Genomic DNA, 20,254 nt, shown 5'->3' with positions numbered 1-20,254 from the left:
AAGGATGATTTCAGATGTAGGCTATGGGTTAAATAGTCTGGCGCACTTAGCCCTTTTATTGCTGTTGTTAACGGTACGCAAACCCGGCGTAGCCAAGCATTTATTGGTATTGGCGACCGCAGCCACCTTTTTATGGTCTACAACCTTAATCACTTCGTTATTTGGACCTATCTCGCTAAGCTGGTTACTCAGCGCTGACGTGCTTAAGCAGCTCGCATGGCTACTCTTTTTAGCTGGCTGTATACAGACCAGCTTTAGCAACATCTTCGACGTTCTGAAACGCCCTGTAACGTTAATTATTATTGCCCCCGCACTAGCCGCATTGCTAGCCCCTTATCTATTGGTAGTAAATCCCGCGTGGAGCTTTCTTGTACTGATCGTGCTGTCATTAGAAGTGCTTGTACTTCTGGAAGTTGTGTATCGACAAGCGGGGCGTGAGCAGTGGGCGTTTAAGCCCATCATTATTTATCTGGGAGCAACCAACCTGTTTGAGTTCGTTACCTATGCAAACGCTACTATGGTTAACCAGGTGGAAATTGGCTACATAGCGGCACGAGGCTATATTTACTTCTTGTTAATGCCCTTACTCGTCATATCCATTCGACGAATTCATCACTGGGGCATTGATATCTTTATCTCGCGGGACGTGGTGTTGCACAGCTCTCTACTCTTAGTGGCGGGCGGTTATCTTTTTGTGATGGCTGTTGTCGGCTATGCCATAAATTACATGGGTGGCAACTGGGGAGCGACGGTTCAAATCATATTGGTTGTGATGTCATTTGCATTGCTCGCCACTGTATTCTTGTCCAACGGCTTTCGCACTAAAATAAAAGTATTTATCACTAAACATTTCTTTGCGAATCAGTTCGACTACCGCGTTGAATGGGTGAAATTAACGCAGTGGTTAACACGTGCAGGGGATACCTCATCAGATGTTTACCACGCTGGCCTAACAGGAATGCTTAACGCCATTCAATATGAGTCAGGTCTGCTATTTAAAGTAACGCAGAATGGCTATGAATGCCTGGCTAAGGCATCACCTATCACAAACACTGCGTCAACAGTTAACAATGAGTCGTCAACTGATTCAAAAGAAAACAACGCTACCTGCACAACGTTGGAAACGCTTGCAAGTTACAGCGACAAAAATGGATGGATCATTGATACGGATGCCTACCTCGTCAAACCATTCGACTACGAAGGGTTAAAGCTAGATAGAGATGCACTAAAAGTATGGGGCTACCAACTCTTCGTGCCTTTCTTAAAAGAGGGGAAGCTATGGGGATTTGCTGTTCTTGCGTCAGGAGACAATGAAAAAATCAGTTTAAATTGGGAAGTGAAAGACTATCTAACCGCCGTTTCTGAGCAAGTAGGCACGTACATGCAGCATCACGAGGCGGCACAAGTGGTCGCAGAAAATGCTCAGTTTGCAGCGTTCAACCGAATGTCTGCGTTCGTTTTACATGACTTAAAAAATGTACTTGCTCAAGTCGACCTTATTCTTGCCAATGCTCAACAGCACAAACACAACCCTGAATTTATCGAAGACACCTTCGAAACCTTGGAGCATACTAAGGCAAGAATGGAAAAAATGCTAAAGCAGCTGACTGATAAGAAGGCCGTTGAAGAAGGTGTAAACTCAGAATTTATGATTTCGGAGCTGGCCAAAGATGTGGTCGACAACCGCTGTTCAGGTTTACGTCCGCTACCAACAGTTCATGTGCTAAAAGAAACGGCCGTGACGGTTGATAAGGATAAGGTGGCAAACGTGCTTTATCACCTAATCAGCAACGCTCAGCAGGCAACCGCAGATGACGGAGAAGTCGACGTGGTGATTACTGGAAATTCTGACAGCAAAACGCAGCTAGTTTTGATAGAAGATACAGGGTCAGGTATGGATAAAGCGTTTATGGAAGAGCGACTATTCAAGCCATTTGATACCACAAAAGGCAATGCTGGTATGGGGATTGGTGCATATGATGCAAAAACATATATCGAGTCTATCGGCGGCAAACTGACGGTTCAAAGTGAACCTGGACGCGGTAGCTGTTTTACGCTGTATTTTCCGATAGGATAGGGTACATAACTAAAAAGTGGATGAAGCATTATCAAATCCACTCCCATTCGATGGGTGAAGAAGAATAATAGGATGATGAAATGACCGATACCATTTTGGTAGTAGATGATGATTTAGGTATCCAAAAGCAACTTAAATGGAGTCTTACCGATTACAACGTTGTTTTTGCAGACGATCACACATCTGCCATTGCTCAGCTCCGTCGTTTTGAACCTAAGGTTGTTACCCTAGATTTAGGGCTTCCGCCAGACCCAGCGAATGCGTCGGAAGGCTTGCGTATTCTTCACGACATCATTGCGCTAGCGCCGAGAACTAAGGTGATCGTGGTGACTGGAAACAGTGATAAGCAAAATGCGCTTAAAGCCATTGATTTTGGTGCTTATGATTTTTATCAAAAGCCTATCGATTCGGACACCATTAAACTATTGGTCAATCGTGCTTTGAATTTGTCGAAGCTGGAGCATGAGAACAGCATTTTATCACGCACCCGTTCAGGCATGTCGAGGATCATCGGCAATAGCGAGGCTATTCAAAAAGTAGTGCGCCGGGCCGAGAAAATTGCTAATACCGATATCAGCACTTTACTGCTTGGTGAAAGTGGTACAGGTAAAGAAGTATTTGCGCGCAGTATTCATGAACACAGCCCAAGAAAAGATAAACCATTTGTGGCGATTAACTGTGCATCAATACCCGAGAACTTGCTAGAAAGTGAGTTGTTTGGTTATGAAAAAGGGGCGTTCACTGGCGCGAATAAAACCACAATAGGTAAAATTGAAACCGCGCAAGGCGGCACCTTGTTTCTCGATGAAATAGGGGACATGCCAATAGGGTTACAAGCTAAGATGCTCCGCTTCTTGCAGGAGCGAGTGATAGAGCGCGTAGGCGGGCGCAATGAAATTCCTGTTGATATAAGGGTTATCTGTGCGACTCACAGAGATTTGCAGTCCATGGTAGCGCAGGAAACTTTTAGGGAAGATTTGTATTACCGAGTAGGTGAAATGCCCATTGTAATCCCGCCGTTGCGTGAACGAGACCAAGATATCATTCTGCTCGCCCGTACCTTCTTAAACATTTACCGCGAAGAGTTTAAAGCTAAGGCCAAAAGCTTCTCTGAAACCGCTGTTAATGCCATGTTAGCTCACAAATGGCCGGGTAACATTCGTGAAATGCAAAACAAACTCAAGTCAGCGGTAATTATGGCTGAAGGTACAGTCATCCAACCTGATGACTTAGGGCTAATGCCAGTAGATGCTGTCGATGAGCCTGAAACATTGAACCTACGCGAAGTGCGGGAGATTGCAGAGAGTAGAGCTATTCGCAGGGCCTATCAAAAAGCAGATAAGAATATGTCTAGAACGGCAGAACTGCTTGGCGTTACGCGACCAACACTATATTCGCTTATTGATAAATATCACATGGAAGATATTAAAAGTAGCGATTAAAGGCAGATAATTGCACCTTCCTCTGCAAGTGCTTAATAACTGGGATGAATGACTTTTCACCCCAGTTATTAAGCCGTAAAAAATATGCATTATGCTAGCGAAACAACATATGTTTACGTTTTCAAAGCATAAACTGGCGATGTGGTTCCGCTAGCGCGTCGTGACCCGTAAATGTCACTTCAAGTCGTACTTTATTTGGATTAAGTTCTACAAAAATGACGCTCGCACACACATTACAAACGTGATGCGTTTCACCGTTAGCCTCATGCAATTTGGCTAACGAGAAAGGAGCACAGTCGATAACAAGCCTTTCTTTTTCAACTGTCATACTGAGTTTACTGGTATCTGTTTGAGTCAGAGTTTCATTGTCGGCTTCTAATTCATCCAAGTGTTCAATTTCATATTGAATGGCTTGACAGTGACAGCTTCCTCTATACATATCTCACTTCCTCTACTGCTATTTATCGAGGGTATCTGGCCACTTGATACTCGCCACATTGTTAAATGATGTGGCAATTCTTGAACCAGGAAAATTGAATTTAGTATCTAACAACGTTGGATGCGCTCTAGGGCTTGTCAGTGTTTCTATTACACCTACCCATCCGTTACGGCCAGAAAGTTTAGTGGCGTAAAGCGCATAATCTACTACAGCAAACGTTCGCTTCCATGCAGCATCAAAATCATCCTCTTTGTCAGGAGGAAGCAATGAGAAGCCTATACTACAGGTAATATTGATGGGAGCTTCTTGGCCAATATCAAAAGACGTGCGAGCCACCATTTCTCGACAGCGCTCAGCCAATTCTGGCAGTTCTTCCCTATTAGATTGGCGACATACGACTAAGAACTCTTCACCGCCCCATCGAATAATAAGATCGGTCTGTCGGAATACTTCTTTTAATACGTTAGAGAATGCTGATAACACCTTGTCACCCGCCATATGGCCGTAATCGTCGTTGATACGTTTAAAGTGGTCGATATCGATAAGCAAGCAGAGTAAGTCTTGTTCCGATTTATGAGCATTTGTATTTTGTTTTGCTGAAAATTGACTGCGCCTAATTTCACCCGGTAGTTGTGACTCAAGATAGTGCCTATTGTACAAACCCGTTAACGGATCGCGCAGGCTTACCTCTTCTAGCGTCTTGTATGCTCTTTCAAGCTCTTGATTTTTTTCTTGGAGGGTCAACGTTTGCTGTCTAACTTCTCGGCGCAGAATAATGGTTTGCTGGCGCTGCTTGTATCGACTCCAGACTAAAAATGTCAGCAACAGAGCAGCTAAGGACACACTCCAAAACAAGGTGGTTTGTAAGCTTTCACGCTCAGCTTGGGCAAGCACAAGTTGCTTCGATTCTTCTAACTTTTCTAGCGTGCGAGACTGTCGCACAAGTTCGATTTCAGCCTGAAGGCCTTCTATGGCGGACTTGTTTTCTGAGTCCAGCAACCTTTCACGCAACTGTTGAATGACTGATTGAATGTCCAGCGCTTTTTTAAACTCCCCAAGCGAAACAAAAGCACTAAGCTGTATTGCTAGAAAACTCAACTGCCCCCGAATGTCCCTATTTTTTCGCGCATCAATGGTACCCGTTCGTGCTTCTACTAAGGCCAGTTCAAAGCTCTGTTCTTTCATGTAAGCTTGCGAAAGGGCTAGCCGTCCCTCTTTCATTAATTTGGCTTGCCCAGATGAACGTGCAAACTGCATGGCTTCTTTTAACAGTTCCCTGCCTTTTGCAACATCGCCACTTTCTACAAGTGCGTTACCCAACAGCATTTTTGCTTGTGCAATTGCACCAACGTCATTGGTAGAAAGTAGTAGGGTCAGAGCGTCGTTGATTGTCTGCGTGGCTTGCTTAATATCACCTGCTTTCAGTGCCAATGCACCCATACGTGCTTTTATAATACCAAGTAGTCGGGGTGTACCCGTGTTTTTAATGCTATCAAATGCATCTTGGTAATAAGTATGGGCCAGAGCCTCTTGGTTGAGTAAACTATAAATTTCGCCAATACGGAGAAGCGAAAGGCTCATTTCATTAGCCATTTTGTTTTCACGGAAGTAACGCAGAGCTTGTTTTAACGGCTCAAGAGCGGTTTCTATTTCCCCTTGGTCTTGGTGAATGATGCCAAGTTCAAGGTTTAATCGTGCTTTTAAGAGGTCATCTTGTTCAATTTGTGCAATAGACATGGCGCGTCTTACATAAGTCATTGCGGTAGAGTAATTAGATAAATTCCTCTCCGAAGTAGCAAGTTGAAGAAGGGTTGACGCTATTTTGTCGAGATTGCCTTCAGCGGTATAACGTTCGAGTGCAGCGTTAAAAATAGCTTTTGATACTTCAAAACGAGATGCGTTTTGAAGTAGTTGACCGAGTGTTGAAAAAGCATCGGCGGATAAGTGCTGTTGCTGCAATGCTTGCTCTAGTAACAAAAGTGCCTTGCTGTCAGCATCAATGTATTTTTTAGCCTTTAGAAGGTTTTCAACGTTTGTGATTTCGCTATTAATCAAATTGAAAGCTACTGCCGGTTTAGTCGGCACAAGATAAATAGCAAATAGTAGGGCACACATTAGCACGCGCACTGTGCTCAATCCTCCACTGCCCATTCTGTTGTATCTCCCATACGCTGTCAGAATATACTATTAATGAGTATCTCAAGGGGCTTTCGCCCTTGCAACACTACTATTGTGAAGAATAAAACGTTTTTAATATGTATTTGGATTCATACTTTAGTCTAATTTGTGCTGTTTTTTTCAATCCATTCCCGAATTAGTGCAGACTTTGCTTTGCCTGTTTGCTGAGCAATTTTTGCAAGTTTATCAATGCATTGCGGTGTTAATGTAAAAGTAGCATGTCGCATACCTTCTGGTTTTGCTGGTTTTCTTATGGGTACAACGCAATCTGTACGCATGCTTTTTAATTCGTTTTTAGCCGCCGTTGATTGCTTTTTTTCCACTTTACCCTGTGCATAAAGCAATGCATCATCGATAAAATCTTCTACAGAGCGAAGGTTGGGCTTAGCTAACGGCTTCGACTTTTTGAGGTTGAGTAAACTCATAAGCGTCCTCCACTTTTCCAGCTAATAACTCTTCAAACAGGGTTCTTATTTCTGTCGCCGCCTTGCCCTCTGGCTCACTCTCAATAACTGACTGCCCTGACTCTTCAGAGTCGTCATACATGTTTCTACTAAAAGTGACAGAGTTCAGGACAGGTATACCAAATGAACGACACACTTCTTTTGCCTCCAGAATACGACTTGCCAGGCTGGGAAGAGAAGGGCATTGTGTGATAACAAAGGCCGCGTTCATTTTTGGATTAACCATCTTACAGGTAGACAATATATCTTCCATGTGAGGCACTGTTTTTAGGTCGCGACGCTTAGGTCTAAGTGGAATAAGTATATGGTCAGCGACCGCCATTGAGGAACGTAAAGCAAGGTTGTCTTGACCACCGCAGTCAATCACAACGTAATCGTAATACTGACGGAGGCTAAGTAATTCGTTACGTATTTTCCCATATAACTGAACGCAATTTATTTCGGCTAGACGAGGGTTTGCTTTGCGTTCTTGTATCCAGTCTGACGTCGTTCGCTGCGGGTCACAGTCAACCATTAACACCTTGGCACCTTTTTCAGTGCGAAGATAAACCGCAATGTTTTGTGCCAGGCAGCTCTTTCCGCTACCGCCTTTTTCTCCACCAACCAAAATAATCATGGTGATAACCCTCGAATATCGCTTATGTTAAAGTACTGAGCGTTACGGAGGAACGTGAATAATGTCACGAGCGCACCTAACCTCGACTAAAAGCATAGGCAGGCAATGAACTAGGTTCAGCATCAAAATCGATATTAACGAATGTAAGACAATACCTATTGATTTGTGCAAAAACTCATTCTAGTCTTCTTACTTCATCAATAAGATTACCGATAAGAGGTTGTTATGTCAGAAAGTCGCTTTACTTCCAAAGAAGGTCAAAAAGTACCTAGCGTGTCATTTCCATGCCGAGAGGGTGATGCATGGGTAACGAAAACGACAGATGAATTATTTTCTGGCAAAAATGTCGTGGTGTTCTCACTTCCAGGAGCTTTTACGCCAACCTGTTCCTCTACCCACTTACCTCGCTATAACGCGTTAGCGAAAAAGTTTGCGAAACACGGCATTGATGACATTGTTTGTGTATCGGTAAACGATACTTTCGTTATGAATGCATGGGCCGCAGATCAGGAAGCCGCTAACATTACCGTTATTCCCGACGGCAACGGTGAATTTACCGATGGCATGGGTATGCTAGTCGATAAAGCGGATTTGGGTTTCGGCAAAAGAAGTTGGCGTTACTCAATGCTAGTGAAAGATGGCGTGGTAGACAAAATGTTTATTGAGCCTGATGTAGCTGGCGACCCGTTTGAAGTGTCAGATGCAGATACCATGCTGGCTTACATTGCACCAGAAGAGCAAACCAACGCTCCAGTTTCTATTATCACAAAACCGGGTTGTCCTTTCTGTGCGAAAGCGAAAAAATTGCTCGATGAAAAAGGCTACGAGTACGAAGAGATCGTGTTGGGCAAAGATGCTTCGCTAACTAGCTTAACGGCGATTAGTGGTCGTGAAACCGTGCCGCAAGTGTTCATTGGCGGTAAGCACATTGGTGGTTCTGACGATTTAGAGGTTTACTTTAGTTAACGTAATATACGTATAAGTCGTCACAAGAAACGGGAGCATGGTAAACTGCTCCCGTTTTTTATTAATTATCCGTAGCGGAGAATAATGGTGTCATCGAAATTTTTTGTAAAAATGCTTACAGGCATTGTCGCGCTTTTAGGTGCAAATATGGCGATAGCTGCAAATGTGTCGATACCCGATACAAGCGAAATGAAAAGCAGAAGTTTTTCAGATCTGCAAAATCAGTTCAAAGCATTTTACGAAAAAGAATGGGGTCAAACCTTGCCGTGTAGAGAGACGGCACTCAATCGCTTTTCTGTATGCAGTAATGTATTACGCAACGAAGGCAACTCGCCTTTCATGCTGACCAACAAATCAAGCAGCAAGGTGGCGGTGCTTATCCACGGCTTAAGCGATTCACCTTTCTTCATGCGTGAAATAGCCAACATCTTGTTTGAACAAGGTTTTACCGTAGTAGTGCCGCTTTTGCCTGGGCATGGTAAACGAGACGCCGATGATGACATGTCTGACTGGGATTTAGCTGAGCGCTGGCAGGGGCATGTTGATGAAGTCATTAAATTGGCTGATAGCATGGGTGATACTCTACTTGTGGGCGGCTTTTCTACAGGTGGTGCATTAGCGGTAGAGCACTATCTTGATGAAGCTAGTAATGATGTAAACAACATCGACGGTTTAATGTTATTTTCTGGTGCGCTTGCGTTATCTGACAACGCTGAAAGTATGTCTCGAATTTGGGGCATTAAACTTTTAGCCAGAATTATTGATGGAACCTATCAAACTCATGGCCCTAATCCTTATAAATACCCCAACGTGGCAGGTTTAGCAGGGTTGGAATTGATGGATTTAATAAACATCATTCGGGACAAAGTCGAGGAAGGACAGCAAATTGAAGTGCCACTATTTGCCGCTCACTCTCAAGCTGATGTAACTACACCTATTCATGGCATAGAGCAGTTAATGGAAGCAAGTAAAGGTCCGAATACCTTTTTCGTTATCGATGAATCGTACGGGTTGTGCCACGCCGATTTAGTTGTGGATACAAACTTGCTCAATAAAATGAATTTCAACGCAAGTATGGTTAATCAGCAAGAAGAATGTGCGGTACCTAAGGTAAACCCGCTGTTCTCGACTATGGGCCTGATGTTGCGTGATTATTTGTCGCAGTTTGAATAAGTTTTTAAGCGTGATGAAACACTCCCTTGCCTTTACTGCTCGGTGACATCACGCTATTATTCTAGCGAATACTAAGTCGATACAGCAATATTCTGAGTACAGTATTTGAAAATGTTTCGGATTATTTTAATGCCTAATCGGTATAAGTCGGCGAATGCAAGTTCGTGGTTTATTATACTGTTTTTTATGATGGCCCTTGTGTCGTCAGGTCGCGCTGTATCTATTGAACATTCATATGAACATGCCCATTCAGAGTCGGCGATGACGCCGCAATCTGATTCACCTCATGCTAAGCATCAAGTTCAATCACCTGAGTCTGCTAATACACATTGTCAGCACCACGAGGTGTCATCACAACATGCAGATTTAAGTGCTAAAACCAGCATGAGCGAGCCTGCCGAAATCGATGGCGTACAAATTAGCGATGCAGGCGTGAATAGCGTGAAAGCATCGCAGAAGAGCGACATGTCTTGCTGCAAAGGCGAATGTAATTGCCCAGCCGATCACTGTTTTAATATTAGCGCTAGTGCGCTTATCCAGCCTACAGTCGAGACCGAAATATCGGTAGCAAGAATGGCTGCAGCTGCACCTATTCTAGGGCAGAGTACACCTCCTCACTTCGGGCAGTTTCGCCCACCTAAATCACTTTTCACAGCATAGATCTATCTCGCGGATTTATTTCGCAGCAGAGACGTTTTTATGTAACGACGTCGTCTAATCGTTTTGAGATGTCTCTAATCTTTTATCTATGTAACGCGTGGTAAGCCTTTTTGCTAATTCTCTTTGTCAAATTTAGCGAAGAGCGGGCAACGCTAACACGCCTTACACCTAAAAAGTGATGTTATACATGAGCAACTATTCGGTACATAAAAAAGTGGGCACTGCCAGGCTTGATAAAATAAGCGCCTTGTTCGCCTTATTTTTTGTGCTTTCTTTTTGTTTGATGACTAATAAGCCTGTTAAGGCGCAGACTTTGAGCCTAGAACAAGCGCTGCAGTTAGCTATTCAACACGACCCCTTACTCAAAGGGAATGTGCATCGAAAGGATCGCTTTAATGCAGAAGCCGAAGCCTCATCATATTGGGTAAACCCTCAGGTTTCAGCGTCTGTACAAAACTTGCCAACCGACGGCTTCGCGTTTGACCAAGAGCCTATGACTCAATTTAAAGTAGGTTTGAAGCAACAGTTACCGCGAGGCAATGAAAACCTTTACAGCCAGCAAAAGTTTCAGGTTATGGCTGACCAAATATCGGTACAGAGCCAAGCTAGAAAGGCGTGGCTTAAGCGTGAAGTCACGCTTTCCTGGTTAAACTGGGTCTATGCAACACGTCGCATTGGATTATTGGACAAAGAGAAATCATTGCTTACACAGCTACTCGATTTTACTGACTCCAGATACAGTCAAGGCGTTGGTGCAGCGGCGCAGCAAGACATACTGCAAGTGCGCTTGGCATTGTTGTCGCTAGACGACAAATACGTGCAGGCCTATCAGCAGAAAAATGAAGCGAGAGCGGCACTTTCAAAATGGTTCGGCGCGCCGCTAGATGCTTCTGTAATCATGCCGCTAGATGACTCTGTAAGCGCACCGCTGGCTCAATCAACACAAGGGTCAACGCCGTCTTATCCAAAGCGCTTCGAGATCGATACTATCTTGAACGACAACAACCTCAGCCTTTCTTCGTTCTTAACGGTTATCGAGAGCAGTGAGCCTTTTTCAATACTACAGCATCATCCTGAGGCTATGCTGTTTCAAATTCAAACCCAGATAGAAGCGCAAAATGTGAACATAGCGCGAGAGCAAACTAAGCCTCAGTGGGCATTTGAAGCGAGCTATGGGTACAGGCAAGACGCGCAAAACGGCGCAAGCCGCGCTGATTTTGTGTCAGTGGGAGTTCAGGTAGACCTCCCGTTTTTCAATAAATCTCGTCAAGATGCTTCAATAGCCGCGGCGGCTTCCAAAATGAGTGCTTCCGAGACGGATTTCCGCTTGAAAGTGAACGAGCTTGCCGCGAATGCAGAGGTGCTTAAATCTCGCTTGTCGGCGTTAAGTGAGCGCAGAGCGCTTTATGAAACGGCATTAATTGGTGAAACACAGCAACTTTCTGAAGCTGAACTGACAGCTTACACCACGGATACCGGTGATATCGGTGATGTTGTCAATGCTAACCTCAAGCAAGTAGAGGTTCAGGATGATTTACTCAAAATCGACATCGAGCGCGCCAAGACACTGGCGTCACTTGCTTATTTGTATCTGCCATCCAACGCCCATCTTTCTCAGAGAGAGCAGTAAATATGACGTCTCCATCAAACTCTAACACTCGAACGAAAAACACAGCTTTCAACAGTACGCTTGTAAAAGGTTTGATTATAGGCCTACTAGTTGGCGGCCTATTTACCTTTGGTCTAGTCACACTATTTACGCCTGACACATCATTTTTATCTAAGCTCGGTAGTGATGAAAGTGACCAAAGCGTAAAGAAAACCCCGTTATATTGGGTAGCGCCTATGGACGACAGCTATCGCCGTGACAAACCGGGAAAGTCACCGATGGGAATGGACTTGGTACCGGTATACGCCATTGATGGAGCAACATCAGCGCAAAGCAATGAGCGCACGCCGGGAACCGTAATGATTCCGCCAAATGTACAGCAAAATATGGGGGTTAAAGTTGCGCCTGTTACCATTGGAACACTTCAACAGACTGTAACGGCGGTGGGTAACGTTGCCTACGATGAAGAGAGTATTGTGCACATCCACCCTAGAGTATCAGGTTGGGTCGACAGGCTTTTCATTAAATCCCAAGGTGAGCAAGTGGAAAAAGAACAGGCACTTTATACCCTATACTCGCCAGAACTAGTTAGCGCACAAGAAGAATACGTTTTAGCCATTAAGCGGGGAGACGCACGTTTAATTGATGGCGCAGCCGAGCGCCTAAGAACTCTGGGGCTATCAAAGAGCGTTATTGAAGCATTGCAAAAAACTAGACGAGTAACACAAACCGTCACATTTAACGCGCCGCAAAGCGGTGTGGTAGAAGCGCTGAATATCAGGGAAGGATTTTACGTTCAGCCCGGGACAACCTTGATGAGCATCGCACAGCTAGATTCGGTGTGGGTGATTGCTGAGGTGCCAGAAAAATACGCGCAAATTATAGCGCCTCATAATAGCGCTGTGGTTACCCTCGACGAAATGGACCATGGGTCCGATGCTAAATGGGAAAGCCACGTAGAGTATATTTATCCGTCTTTGTCAGAAACAACGCGAACCCTGAAAGTGCGCATACCGCTAAACAATAACAACCACACGTTAAAGCCCAATATGTTTGCCCACGTTGGAATAAAGCCTACTCAACGTAAGGCTGCGTTACTGGTTCCTCGCAGTGCCGTTATTCGCACTGCTGAGGGCGCAAAAGTAGTAATCAGTGATGGCGATGGCAACTTTAAGTCGGTACGCGTCACAATGGGGCAAAGCGATAGTACACATTTTGAAGTAGTCGAAGGCTTGCTGCCAGAGGATGATGTTGTGGTATCAGCACAGTTTTTGATTGATTCAGAGTCGTCGAAAAGCAGTGACTTTAAGCGAATGAAAGCGCCCGATCACCAGGCCACGACAACAGGTACTATTGAGGCAATTGAATTGCCGGCTGACACCGAAACGAATGGCGCTTCGAATAACGCAAAGTTAGTGATCGCTCGCGGGCCGATTGAAAAATGGGGACGGGGACCTGCGACAATGTCATTTGCGGTATCAAATCATATTGACTTATCTCAGTTCAAAGAAGGTGACAACATCATGTTCACCTTTGTGACTGGCGAAGAATTCACGGTTATTGATATGCGTAAACATAGTGAACATGCGGTGGACAAGGGCATGGTGCATAACTCAGGTCACAGCAATCATAAACATGATGCAGGCATTCTGAAGGGCGATGAAGCGCAAAGCAATGCTTACGAGTCAACAGTTCATAAGTCAATGGCTCATAAATCGATGGAGCATAAGTCGGCAGAACAAAAATCGATAAATCATAAGGAGCATATGCACCATGATTGAATCGGTAATTCGCTGGTCGGTAAACAATAGAATACTGGTATTGCTGAGCGCTATTATGCTCAGTATTGCGGGTGTCTGGGCGGTGAAAAACACCCCCGTTGATGCTATTCCTGATTTATCTGATGTCCAAGTTATAGTGAAAGTAAACTATCCCGGTCAGTCGCCGCAAGTGGTGGAAGATCAGGTGACGTTTCCTCTCACCTCTGCGCTAATGTCAGTGCCTGGCGCACAGACGGTGCGAGGGTATTCATTCTTCGGCGATGCCTACGTGTATATTATTTTTGATGACGATACAGACATATACTGGGCTCGAAGCCGTGTTCTGGAATACCTAAGCCAGGCGTCTTCGCAACTTCCAGAAGGCGTGACACCCCAGCTAGGTCCAGATGCGACAGGGGTAGGTTGGGTTTACATTTATGCGTTGGAAAACGATGCTAGTCAGCCAAATGCGCTAGATGCTGGTGAGTTAAGGGCGTTGCAAGACTGGTTTTTAAAGTTTGAGCTTCAGTCAGTTGAAGGCGTATCTGAAGTTGCGTCTGTTGGAGGGATGGTTAAACAATACCAAGTTATTGTCGACCCCGAAAAATTACGTGCTTATAGCATTCAGCCATCCATGATAGACATTGCCCTTAAACGGGGTAACCGCGCGTCAGGCGCTTCGGTTATTGAAATGGCCGAGGCAGAGTACATGGTTAGTGCGCAAAGCTATATTCAGGGCATTGAAGACATACAGGCGTTGCCTACAGGCGTTATCAAAGACGGCGTTAGCATAACGATCAACGATGTAGCACAAGTGGTAGAAAGCCCGTTGATGCGCCGCGGTATTGCAGAACTAAACGGGAATGGCGAAACCGTGGGTGGCATTATAGTGATGCGCTATGGCGAAAACGCAAAAGCCACTATCGATGCGGTTAAAGCTAAGCTGGATTCACTAAAAGCGAGCTTGCCGGAAGGGGTGCACATAGTCCCCGTTTACGATCGCTCCACCCTTATTAATAAGTCCGTCGATACCCTCACCAATAAGCTGGTGGAGGAATTGCTGGTTGTTGGTTGGGTATGCGCTATCTTCTTGTTTCACATACGTTCATCTATGGTTGCGCTAATCAGTTTGCCTATTGGTATTCTCGCCGCCTTTATCGTAATGAAGCTGCAGGGACTTAATGCCAACATTATGTCTTTAGGTGGCATTGCTATCGCTATTGGTGCAATGGTGGACGGCGCTATTGTTGTGGTTGAAAATTTACACAAGCACCTTCATCAGCATACTGCTTTTTTAAGTCAAGGGGGCTCAGCAAGTCAGGAAGCCTCAGCGAGTCAAAGGGATTCAGCAAGTGAAAGGGATTCAGCAAGTCAAAAGGGGTCAGGGAGTGCCCAGTCGCGAACATCTATACCAGCCTCTGCGCCAACATCTGCAAAGCTTTCGGCAGCTAAACGTTGGGAACTGGTGATTAAGTCGACCACCGAAGTTGGCCCAGCTTTATTCTTTGCGCTCCTAATAATAACCGTATCCTTTATTCCTGTTTTTGCACTAGAAGCGCAAGAAGGGCGTCTTTTTGCGCCTCTCGCCTTTACCAAAACCTATGCCATGGCAGCAGCTGCGGCGCTGGCAATTACTTTAGTTCCTGTGCTGGCGGGTTATTTCGTACGCGGGAAAATACGTTCTGAAGCCCAGAACCCGGTAAATCGAGCTTTAGAGCGTGTGTATCAACCATTGCTGATGCGGTTGCTTAATTACCCACGGTTCACCTTGGCGGGAGCGTTTTGCTTGTTACTTTCCATGTACTGGCCGTTAAGCCAACTAGGTAGTGAATTTATGCCCGAACTGGACGAAGGCGATTTGATGTATATGCCTACAACCTACCCGGGCATTTCAGTGGGTAAAGCCAGAGAGCTTTTACAGCAGACGGATAAGCTTATTGCAACCTTGCCCGAGGTTGAAACGGTATTCGGGAAAATTGGACGCGCAGATACGGCTACAGATCCTGCACCATTGACGATGATTGAAACCTTCATTCAGCTTAAACCGAAAGCCCAGTGGAGGGCGGGCATGACCACTGAAAAGCTTAAAGAAGAGCTTAACGCTCTGGTGCAATTTCCTGGGCTGACCAATGCGTGGGTAATGCCAATTAAAACCCGTATCGATATGTTGGCAACCGGGATAAAAACACCTGTTGGGATCAAGATTGCGGGGCCTGACCTTGCGGGCATTGAAGCCATCGGAAAGGATATAGAGACACTGCTTAAAGACCTGCCCAACACAGCATCAGTTTACGCTGAGCGGGTGGTAAGTGGTCGTTATGTTTATATCGATATCGACAGGCAGTTGGCAGCGCGTTACGGCATGACGATAGACGATGTTCACAGTATTCTAGCTTCGGCAGTGGGCGGCAAAGTAGTTACACAGTCAGTGGAAGGGCGTGAGCGTTTTCCTATTGCCATGCGTTTTTCACAGCACTACCGCGATACGCCTGAATCTTTAGCATCCATGCCTTTCGTTACGCCAAGCGGTGTTCACATTACCCTTGGCGATGTGGCAACCGTGCGTATTGACGACGGACCAGCCGGAATTAAAAGCGAAAATGCCCGATTAAATGGGTGGGTGTATGTTGATATATCGTCAAACTCAGCCACGGGCGTTGACTTAGGGGGCTATGTAGATAGCGCGAAACGCTATTTGTCAGAGCATCTAGATTTACCCACTGGATACTCCATCACGTGGGCGGGGCAGTTTGCTTACCTTGAGCGCGCGAAAGCAAAACTGTCGGTGGTTATACCGCTAACGTTAGCCATTATCTGCCTTTTGCTTTATCTGGCATTTAAACGCCTTCGCGATGTGGCACTCATACTCGCTACCTTACCGTTGGCGCTGGTGGGCAGTGTATGGTTGCTTTACCTTCTTAATTTTAATCTGTCGGTGGCGGTAGGCGTAGGGTTTATTGCCTTAGCTGGTGTAGCGGTAGAAATAGGCGTTATCATGTTGGTCTATCTAAACCAATATGTATCAGATGCGCTTACTAAGCACGCAACAGAAAATGGCAACATTAAAAAAGATGAGCTTGTGAAAAAGGCTATTGTCCATGCCGCCTCGGCAAGACTTCGCCCAGTCATGATGACATCGCTTTCTATTATTGTGGGCTTATTACCTGTTCTTTATGCCACTGGAACCGGAAGTGAGGTAATGCAGCGAATTGCGGCGCCTATGGTAGGCGGTATGGCGAGTGCACTGGTATTAACGCTTTTGGTATTGCCAAGCGCGTTTTACTTAATTGCGTCACGCAAAAGATAATAGAATTGAAAATACAATAGCGTAGATAAAGCATGGGGAAGCGATAACACGCTTCCCTACGCTTCATTTTTAAAGCATTGCGAGATTAGTGCGCTTCCGCGTGCTCTTCCGCATAAACTTCCACTTTTTGCCAAACACGTAAAAGGTTTCCGCTCAATATCTTTTCGATGTCGCTACGGCTGTATCCTCTATCCAGCAATCCTTGTACTAGGTTTGGAAAACTCGCCACGTCTTTAAGGCCAATGGGGAGTGAGTCACCTACACCGTCATAGTCTGAACCAATACCTACATGATCAACGCCAATCAGTTTTACCACGTGATCGATATGGTCAAGCACTTCGTCTAGGGTTGAATAAGGGTAAGGCACTTCTTTGCGATAATTCTCTTCAAAGTTCTCTAGCTTAGGGCTGTCTTCACCCTCTTTTTCAACCAAGGCTTTGCGAGCAGCGGTAAGGCCACTACGCCACTTTCCGGCTTCTTTAGACACAAAACTTGAACCAAAGTTAATCATAATTACACCGCCATTCTCGCCGAGTTTTTTGATCATCTCATCGTCCATGTTGCGCTCAAAACCCGGGGTAAAGCGGCGCAGTGAAGAGTGCGATGCTATAACGGGTACCTTTGTTAACTCAATAACTTGGTAAAAGGCGTCGTCAGACACATGGGAAATATCTAGCATGATGCCAATGTTGTTCATTTCGCCCACTAAGGTTTTGCCAAACGGGCTAAGGCCTTTCCATTTTCTGCGCAGGTCATACGAAGAGTCAGAAATGTGGTTAGCTTGACTATGAGCGAGGGTGATGTAGCGAATGCCGCGCTCGTAAAAAGCGCTTAAATTTGCCAAGTCCCCTTGAATAGGAGAACCATTTTCCATACCCATTGGCAATGAAATTAACCCTTTTTCAAACTGAGCTTTTACGTCAGAAGGGCTTTTAGCAATGGCAAATTTATCAGGTGCACGGGCAACAATGGCTTCCACCGAGTCAATGAGTTCATGGGCAAGCTGGGTAGATTCAGGCGAATTGTCCAAGCTGGCAGGCACGTAAATACTCATAAAAGGGGCGTTCAAGCCACCAGATACTGCACGAGGGTAGTCGAAGTCGCCGTCCTGCGTAGCTTTAGTGACATCAACCCACTTTTCCTTTACGCGATAAGGTACATCGATGTGACCATCTACAATAATAGTTTCTTGTGCTATCTTGATAGCTTTTTCAGATGCTGAATACGTGGATGTGTCAGCAAATGCAGAGTGTGAAGCAAAAAGCGCAGAGATAAATAATGCGCAAGATGAAAGTGGGAAGCGCCCCTTCATAGAAAATCCTTATTTTGTTTTTTATCGCTTAGGTCAACAACGGCGAACTTAATAGCAGTACGAGACTAAAGGATAATGCCTACCACGACAATAGGCTTTTACTTGCTATGCATTTACCTCAGATTGCTCTCGTTAACACATAAAATATTCGATATTGCTCATTTTTAGAGCGCTTGTGCTGTTTACTTCAAGTTTACATTGCAATAAAAATTTAAAACTTGTTATGGTGAAGACTGCGTGACTTCATTGCGCGAATACGGGATACTCCCAAGCGCTCCGCCAATTATCGATGACTACTGTGCATCAGCGCGGCCGACGTAATTTTTTTAGTGGCACCCGCTCTTCTCACATAATCAAGCCGGGGCCACAGCTAACAAGTATGAGAAATAAATATGGCTATTAATTTTGTACCGCTAGATAAAGAAAAGCATAAAGACCTAAAGGTTGCGGTAAACACATCTTTCAGCTTTGCGAAAAATACACATCTTGCAGCAGCAACCATTCGTGAATTTGCACAACTAGCTGCAACAATGCCGCTAGTGTTCATTGAAGACACTGCATCTAAGCGTCACCACGTTGTGACTATGCTTGGTATGGAACAAGGTCAAAACCTTTTTCTAACTGGCGACAGCTGGAAAGGCCCTCACGTTCCAATGAACATCCTTCGCTATCCATTCGACGTGCGTCCAGACGGCGACAAGCTTGGCGTTTACATTGATGAAAACTCTGACCTTATTTCTGATGAAGGCCAAGCGCTATTCACTGAAGCGGGTGAAGCAAGCGAGTTCCTAGATAACCGTCAGAAATTCCTAGCAGACCTTGCGAATAGCGAAATGCTAACACAGCGTTTTGTAGCGAAAGTTGTTGAATTAGACCTACTTGACCCAATTCAAATTCGCCTTACTTACCAAGACGGTAAGCAGCGCAATGTTACAGGCATGATGAGCATTAACGAGAAGAAACTTCTTGAGCTACCTGAAGAGCAAGTGCTTGAGCTACATAAACAAGGCTTCCTAGGTGCAATTTACGCGGTAATGATGTCAGTTGGTCAGCTAAACCGCCTTGTTGAGCTTTCTAACGACACAGAAAACCCAATTCGCAACATGCAGCTTTCTGCTGTTAAATCAGAAGAAGCGCCAGCCGAAGCAACGCCAGACGCCTAATCGCTCCCTCATTTTTTAAGTTTAAAAGCCCGCAACGTTGCGGGTTTTTTTGTACCTAAAATTCACGTTCAGACTTCGTCATGTTTCGTTCAGAAACCGTTAAGTTTTAATGCCTTATCTTATGCGTAGTGGTTTTACACGTCGTTCCCAACACATTTTTAAGGACAAAAGACATGAACATCAAATCTAATAAACTTTCAACAACGCTAACTGCACTATCACTTATCACGGCTTCAGTATTTGCAGTATCAGCAGCGCATGCAGCGACACAAAACGAAGTACAGGTTACCGCTGTCGATCTTGAAGGGGTAGATGACAACCTCTACGGTGCTAGATATGTGCGCTACCTTGACGAGGTGAGTGGTAACAGCGGCGCTTACCTTATTAACCCTTATCTGCAGCGTGTATCAAGTCTGTCTGGTGGGTACGCTAATTTAGACGGTATCGATGTGTTTAACTTAGGTACCACCTTTTATTTCGACGACACGTGGATGCTGGCCATTGAAGGTGCCCACAGTAAATTTGACGACGACTTTGGTGATGAGGATTACACCAATATCGATTTAAAAGTAGGATTTAACTTGTCACGTCAGTGGCAAATAGGCGCAGGGGTAATTTATCAGCGCGCCAGCTACGAAATTAATGACGGTACAAATAGCTACAGCGAAAGCGAGAATGAAACTTCACCTCTAGTTTTCACTCGCTATACCACAGTAGGCAATGGGGGGACTGGTTGGGACTTCACCGCCCAATATATTGCCGACGATGTTGACGTATTATCTGGAAGTGCGCGTTACTTCTTTAGCCCAGGTTTAAGTGTTCAAGGTAGCTATAGCTACACCAACGCGCCAGATGGCTTTGACAACTTAAAAACAGCAGGAGTGGCCTTAGATTACTGGGTAAATGAGCAGTTCTCACTATCAGCAAGCTATGAAACAGATATCGACAGTGATATTGAAAGTGATGTCGCGTCACTTACTGCTTCTTACCGCTTTTAAAGCAAGTCAGCTATCAATTATTGATAGCTAGCAATTATTAACAGTGAACTATCAGCTGCGGTTGGTAGTTCATTTCTTGCGTTTGTACCT

At 45.0% G+C, this 20,254-nt stretch carries 15 protein-coding genes; 10 read left to right on the top strand and 5 right to left on the bottom strand.

Going from position 1 to position 20,254, the window contains the following annotated elements:
* The first annotated feature begins 4 nt into the window (after positions 1-4).
* Together prsK and prsR are read left to right on the top strand one after the other, a co-directional pair.
* On the top strand, positions 5-2,077 hold the full coding sequence (gene prsK / locus ACXAGV_RS02105) for an XrtA/PEP-CTERM system histidine kinase PrsK (protein ID WP_474871457.1): 2,073 nt from the start codon (positions 5-7) through the stop codon (positions 2,075-2,077).
* An 80-nt stretch (positions 2,078-2,157) separates the two neighbouring features.
* A complete protein-coding gene (gene prsR, locus ACXAGV_RS02100; RefSeq protein ID WP_474871455.1) occupies positions 2,158-3,519 on the top strand; it encodes a PEP-CTERM-box response regulator transcription factor in 1,362 nt (453 codons plus the stop codon).
* 121 nt (positions 3,520-3,640) lie between these two features.
* Here the strand turns inward: prsR and ACXAGV_RS02095 are convergent, their stop codons facing one another.
* The 4 genes from ACXAGV_RS02095 to ACXAGV_RS02080 all read right to left on the bottom strand — a co-directional run bounded on the left by ACXAGV_RS02095 (position 3,641) and on the right by ACXAGV_RS02080 (position 7,216).
* On the bottom strand, positions 3,641-3,958 hold the full coding sequence (locus tag ACXAGV_RS02095) for a GFA family protein (protein WP_474871453.1): 318 nt from the start codon (positions 3,956-3,958) through the stop codon (positions 3,641-3,643).
* 18 nt (positions 3,959-3,976) lie between these two features.
* Complete coding sequence (locus tag ACXAGV_RS02090) at positions 3,977-6,085, bottom strand: diguanylate cyclase (RefSeq protein WP_474871451.1); 2,109 nt, start codon at positions 6,083-6,085, stop codon at positions 3,977-3,979.
* A gap of 152 nt (positions 6,086-6,237) precedes the next feature.
* Entirely contained in the window at positions 6,238-6,561 is a 324-nt protein-coding gene (locus tag ACXAGV_RS02085) for a replication protein RepA (protein ID WP_474871449.1), read from the bottom strand.
* Entirely contained in the window at positions 6,521-7,216 is a 696-nt protein-coding gene (locus tag ACXAGV_RS02080; protein WP_014999287.1) for an AAA family ATPase, read from the bottom strand. The genes ACXAGV_RS02085 and ACXAGV_RS02080 overlap by 41 nt, the downstream gene beginning before the upstream one ends.
* 225 nt (positions 7,217-7,441) lie before the next feature.
* On the opposite strand from ACXAGV_RS02080, the gene ACXAGV_RS02075 reads away from it, so the two are divergent.
* The 6 genes from ACXAGV_RS02075 to ACXAGV_RS02050 all read left to right on the top strand — a co-directional run bounded on the left by ACXAGV_RS02075 (position 7,442) and on the right by ACXAGV_RS02050 (position 16,691).
* Positions 7,442-8,182: a glutathione peroxidase gene (locus ACXAGV_RS02075; RefSeq protein ID WP_039218689.1), complete on the top strand. Its 741-nt coding sequence runs from the start codon at positions 7,442-7,444 to the stop codon at positions 8,180-8,182.
* An 84-nt stretch (positions 8,183-8,266) separates the two neighbouring features.
* Positions 8,267-9,355, top strand: a complete 1,089-nt coding sequence (locus ACXAGV_RS02070; RefSeq protein WP_474871446.1) for an alpha/beta hydrolase — start codon at positions 8,267-8,269, stop codon at positions 9,353-9,355.
* 129 nt (positions 9,356-9,484) lie between these two features.
* The gene (locus ACXAGV_RS02065) at positions 9,485-10,015 is read left to right on the top strand and encodes a hypothetical protein (RefSeq protein WP_474871444.1); all 531 of its coding nucleotides are present in this window, start codon (positions 9,485-9,487) and stop codon (positions 10,013-10,015) included.
* Between the two features lie 313 nt (positions 10,016-10,328).
* The gene (locus ACXAGV_RS02060; protein ID WP_474871443.1) at positions 10,329-11,645 is read left to right on the top strand and encodes a TolC family protein; all 1,317 of its coding nucleotides are present in this window, start codon (positions 10,329-10,331) and stop codon (positions 11,643-11,645) included.
* Between the two features lie 2 nt (positions 11,646-11,647).
* Positions 11,648-13,405, top strand: a complete 1,758-nt coding sequence (locus ACXAGV_RS02055) for an efflux RND transporter periplasmic adaptor subunit (protein ID WP_474871441.1) — start codon at positions 11,648-11,650, stop codon at positions 13,403-13,405.
* Positions 13,398-16,691 (top strand): efflux RND transporter permease subunit, encoded by a 3,294-nt coding sequence (locus ACXAGV_RS02050; RefSeq protein ID WP_474871439.1) that lies wholly within the window; start codon positions 13,398-13,400, stop codon positions 16,689-16,691. Before ACXAGV_RS02055 ends, ACXAGV_RS02050 begins: the two co-directional genes overlap by 8 nt.
* 85 nt (positions 16,692-16,776) lie before the next feature.
* On the opposite strand, the gene ACXAGV_RS02045 is transcribed toward ACXAGV_RS02050, so the two are convergent.
* Positions 16,777-18,003 carry a dipeptidase gene (locus tag ACXAGV_RS02045; protein ID WP_474871437.1) on the bottom strand — a complete coding sequence of 409 codons (1,227 nt, stop codon included), beginning with the start codon at positions 18,001-18,003 and terminating at the stop codon, positions 16,777-16,779.
* Between the two features lie 392 nt (positions 18,004-18,395).
* Between ACXAGV_RS02045 and ACXAGV_RS02040 the strand changes: the two genes are divergently transcribed.
* Both ACXAGV_RS02040 and ACXAGV_RS02035 read left to right on the top strand, forming a co-directional pair.
* On the top strand, positions 18,396-19,166 hold the full coding sequence (locus ACXAGV_RS02040) for a SapC family protein (RefSeq protein WP_474871435.1): 771 nt from the start codon (positions 18,396-18,398) through the stop codon (positions 19,164-19,166).
* A gap of 173 nt (positions 19,167-19,339) precedes the next feature.
* Positions 19,340-20,164 carry a hypothetical protein gene (locus tag ACXAGV_RS02035; RefSeq protein ID WP_474871433.1) on the top strand — a complete coding sequence of 275 codons (825 nt, stop codon included), beginning with the start codon at positions 19,340-19,342 and terminating at the stop codon, positions 20,162-20,164.
* The last annotated feature ends 90 nt before the right edge of the window (positions 20,165-20,254 follow it).

It is taken from the genome of Alteromonas sp. ABH4_453 (genome assembly GCF_056160665.1).
Note: the sequence above shows the minus strand (reverse complement) of the source record. Positions and strands in the feature narration are given on the sequence as shown.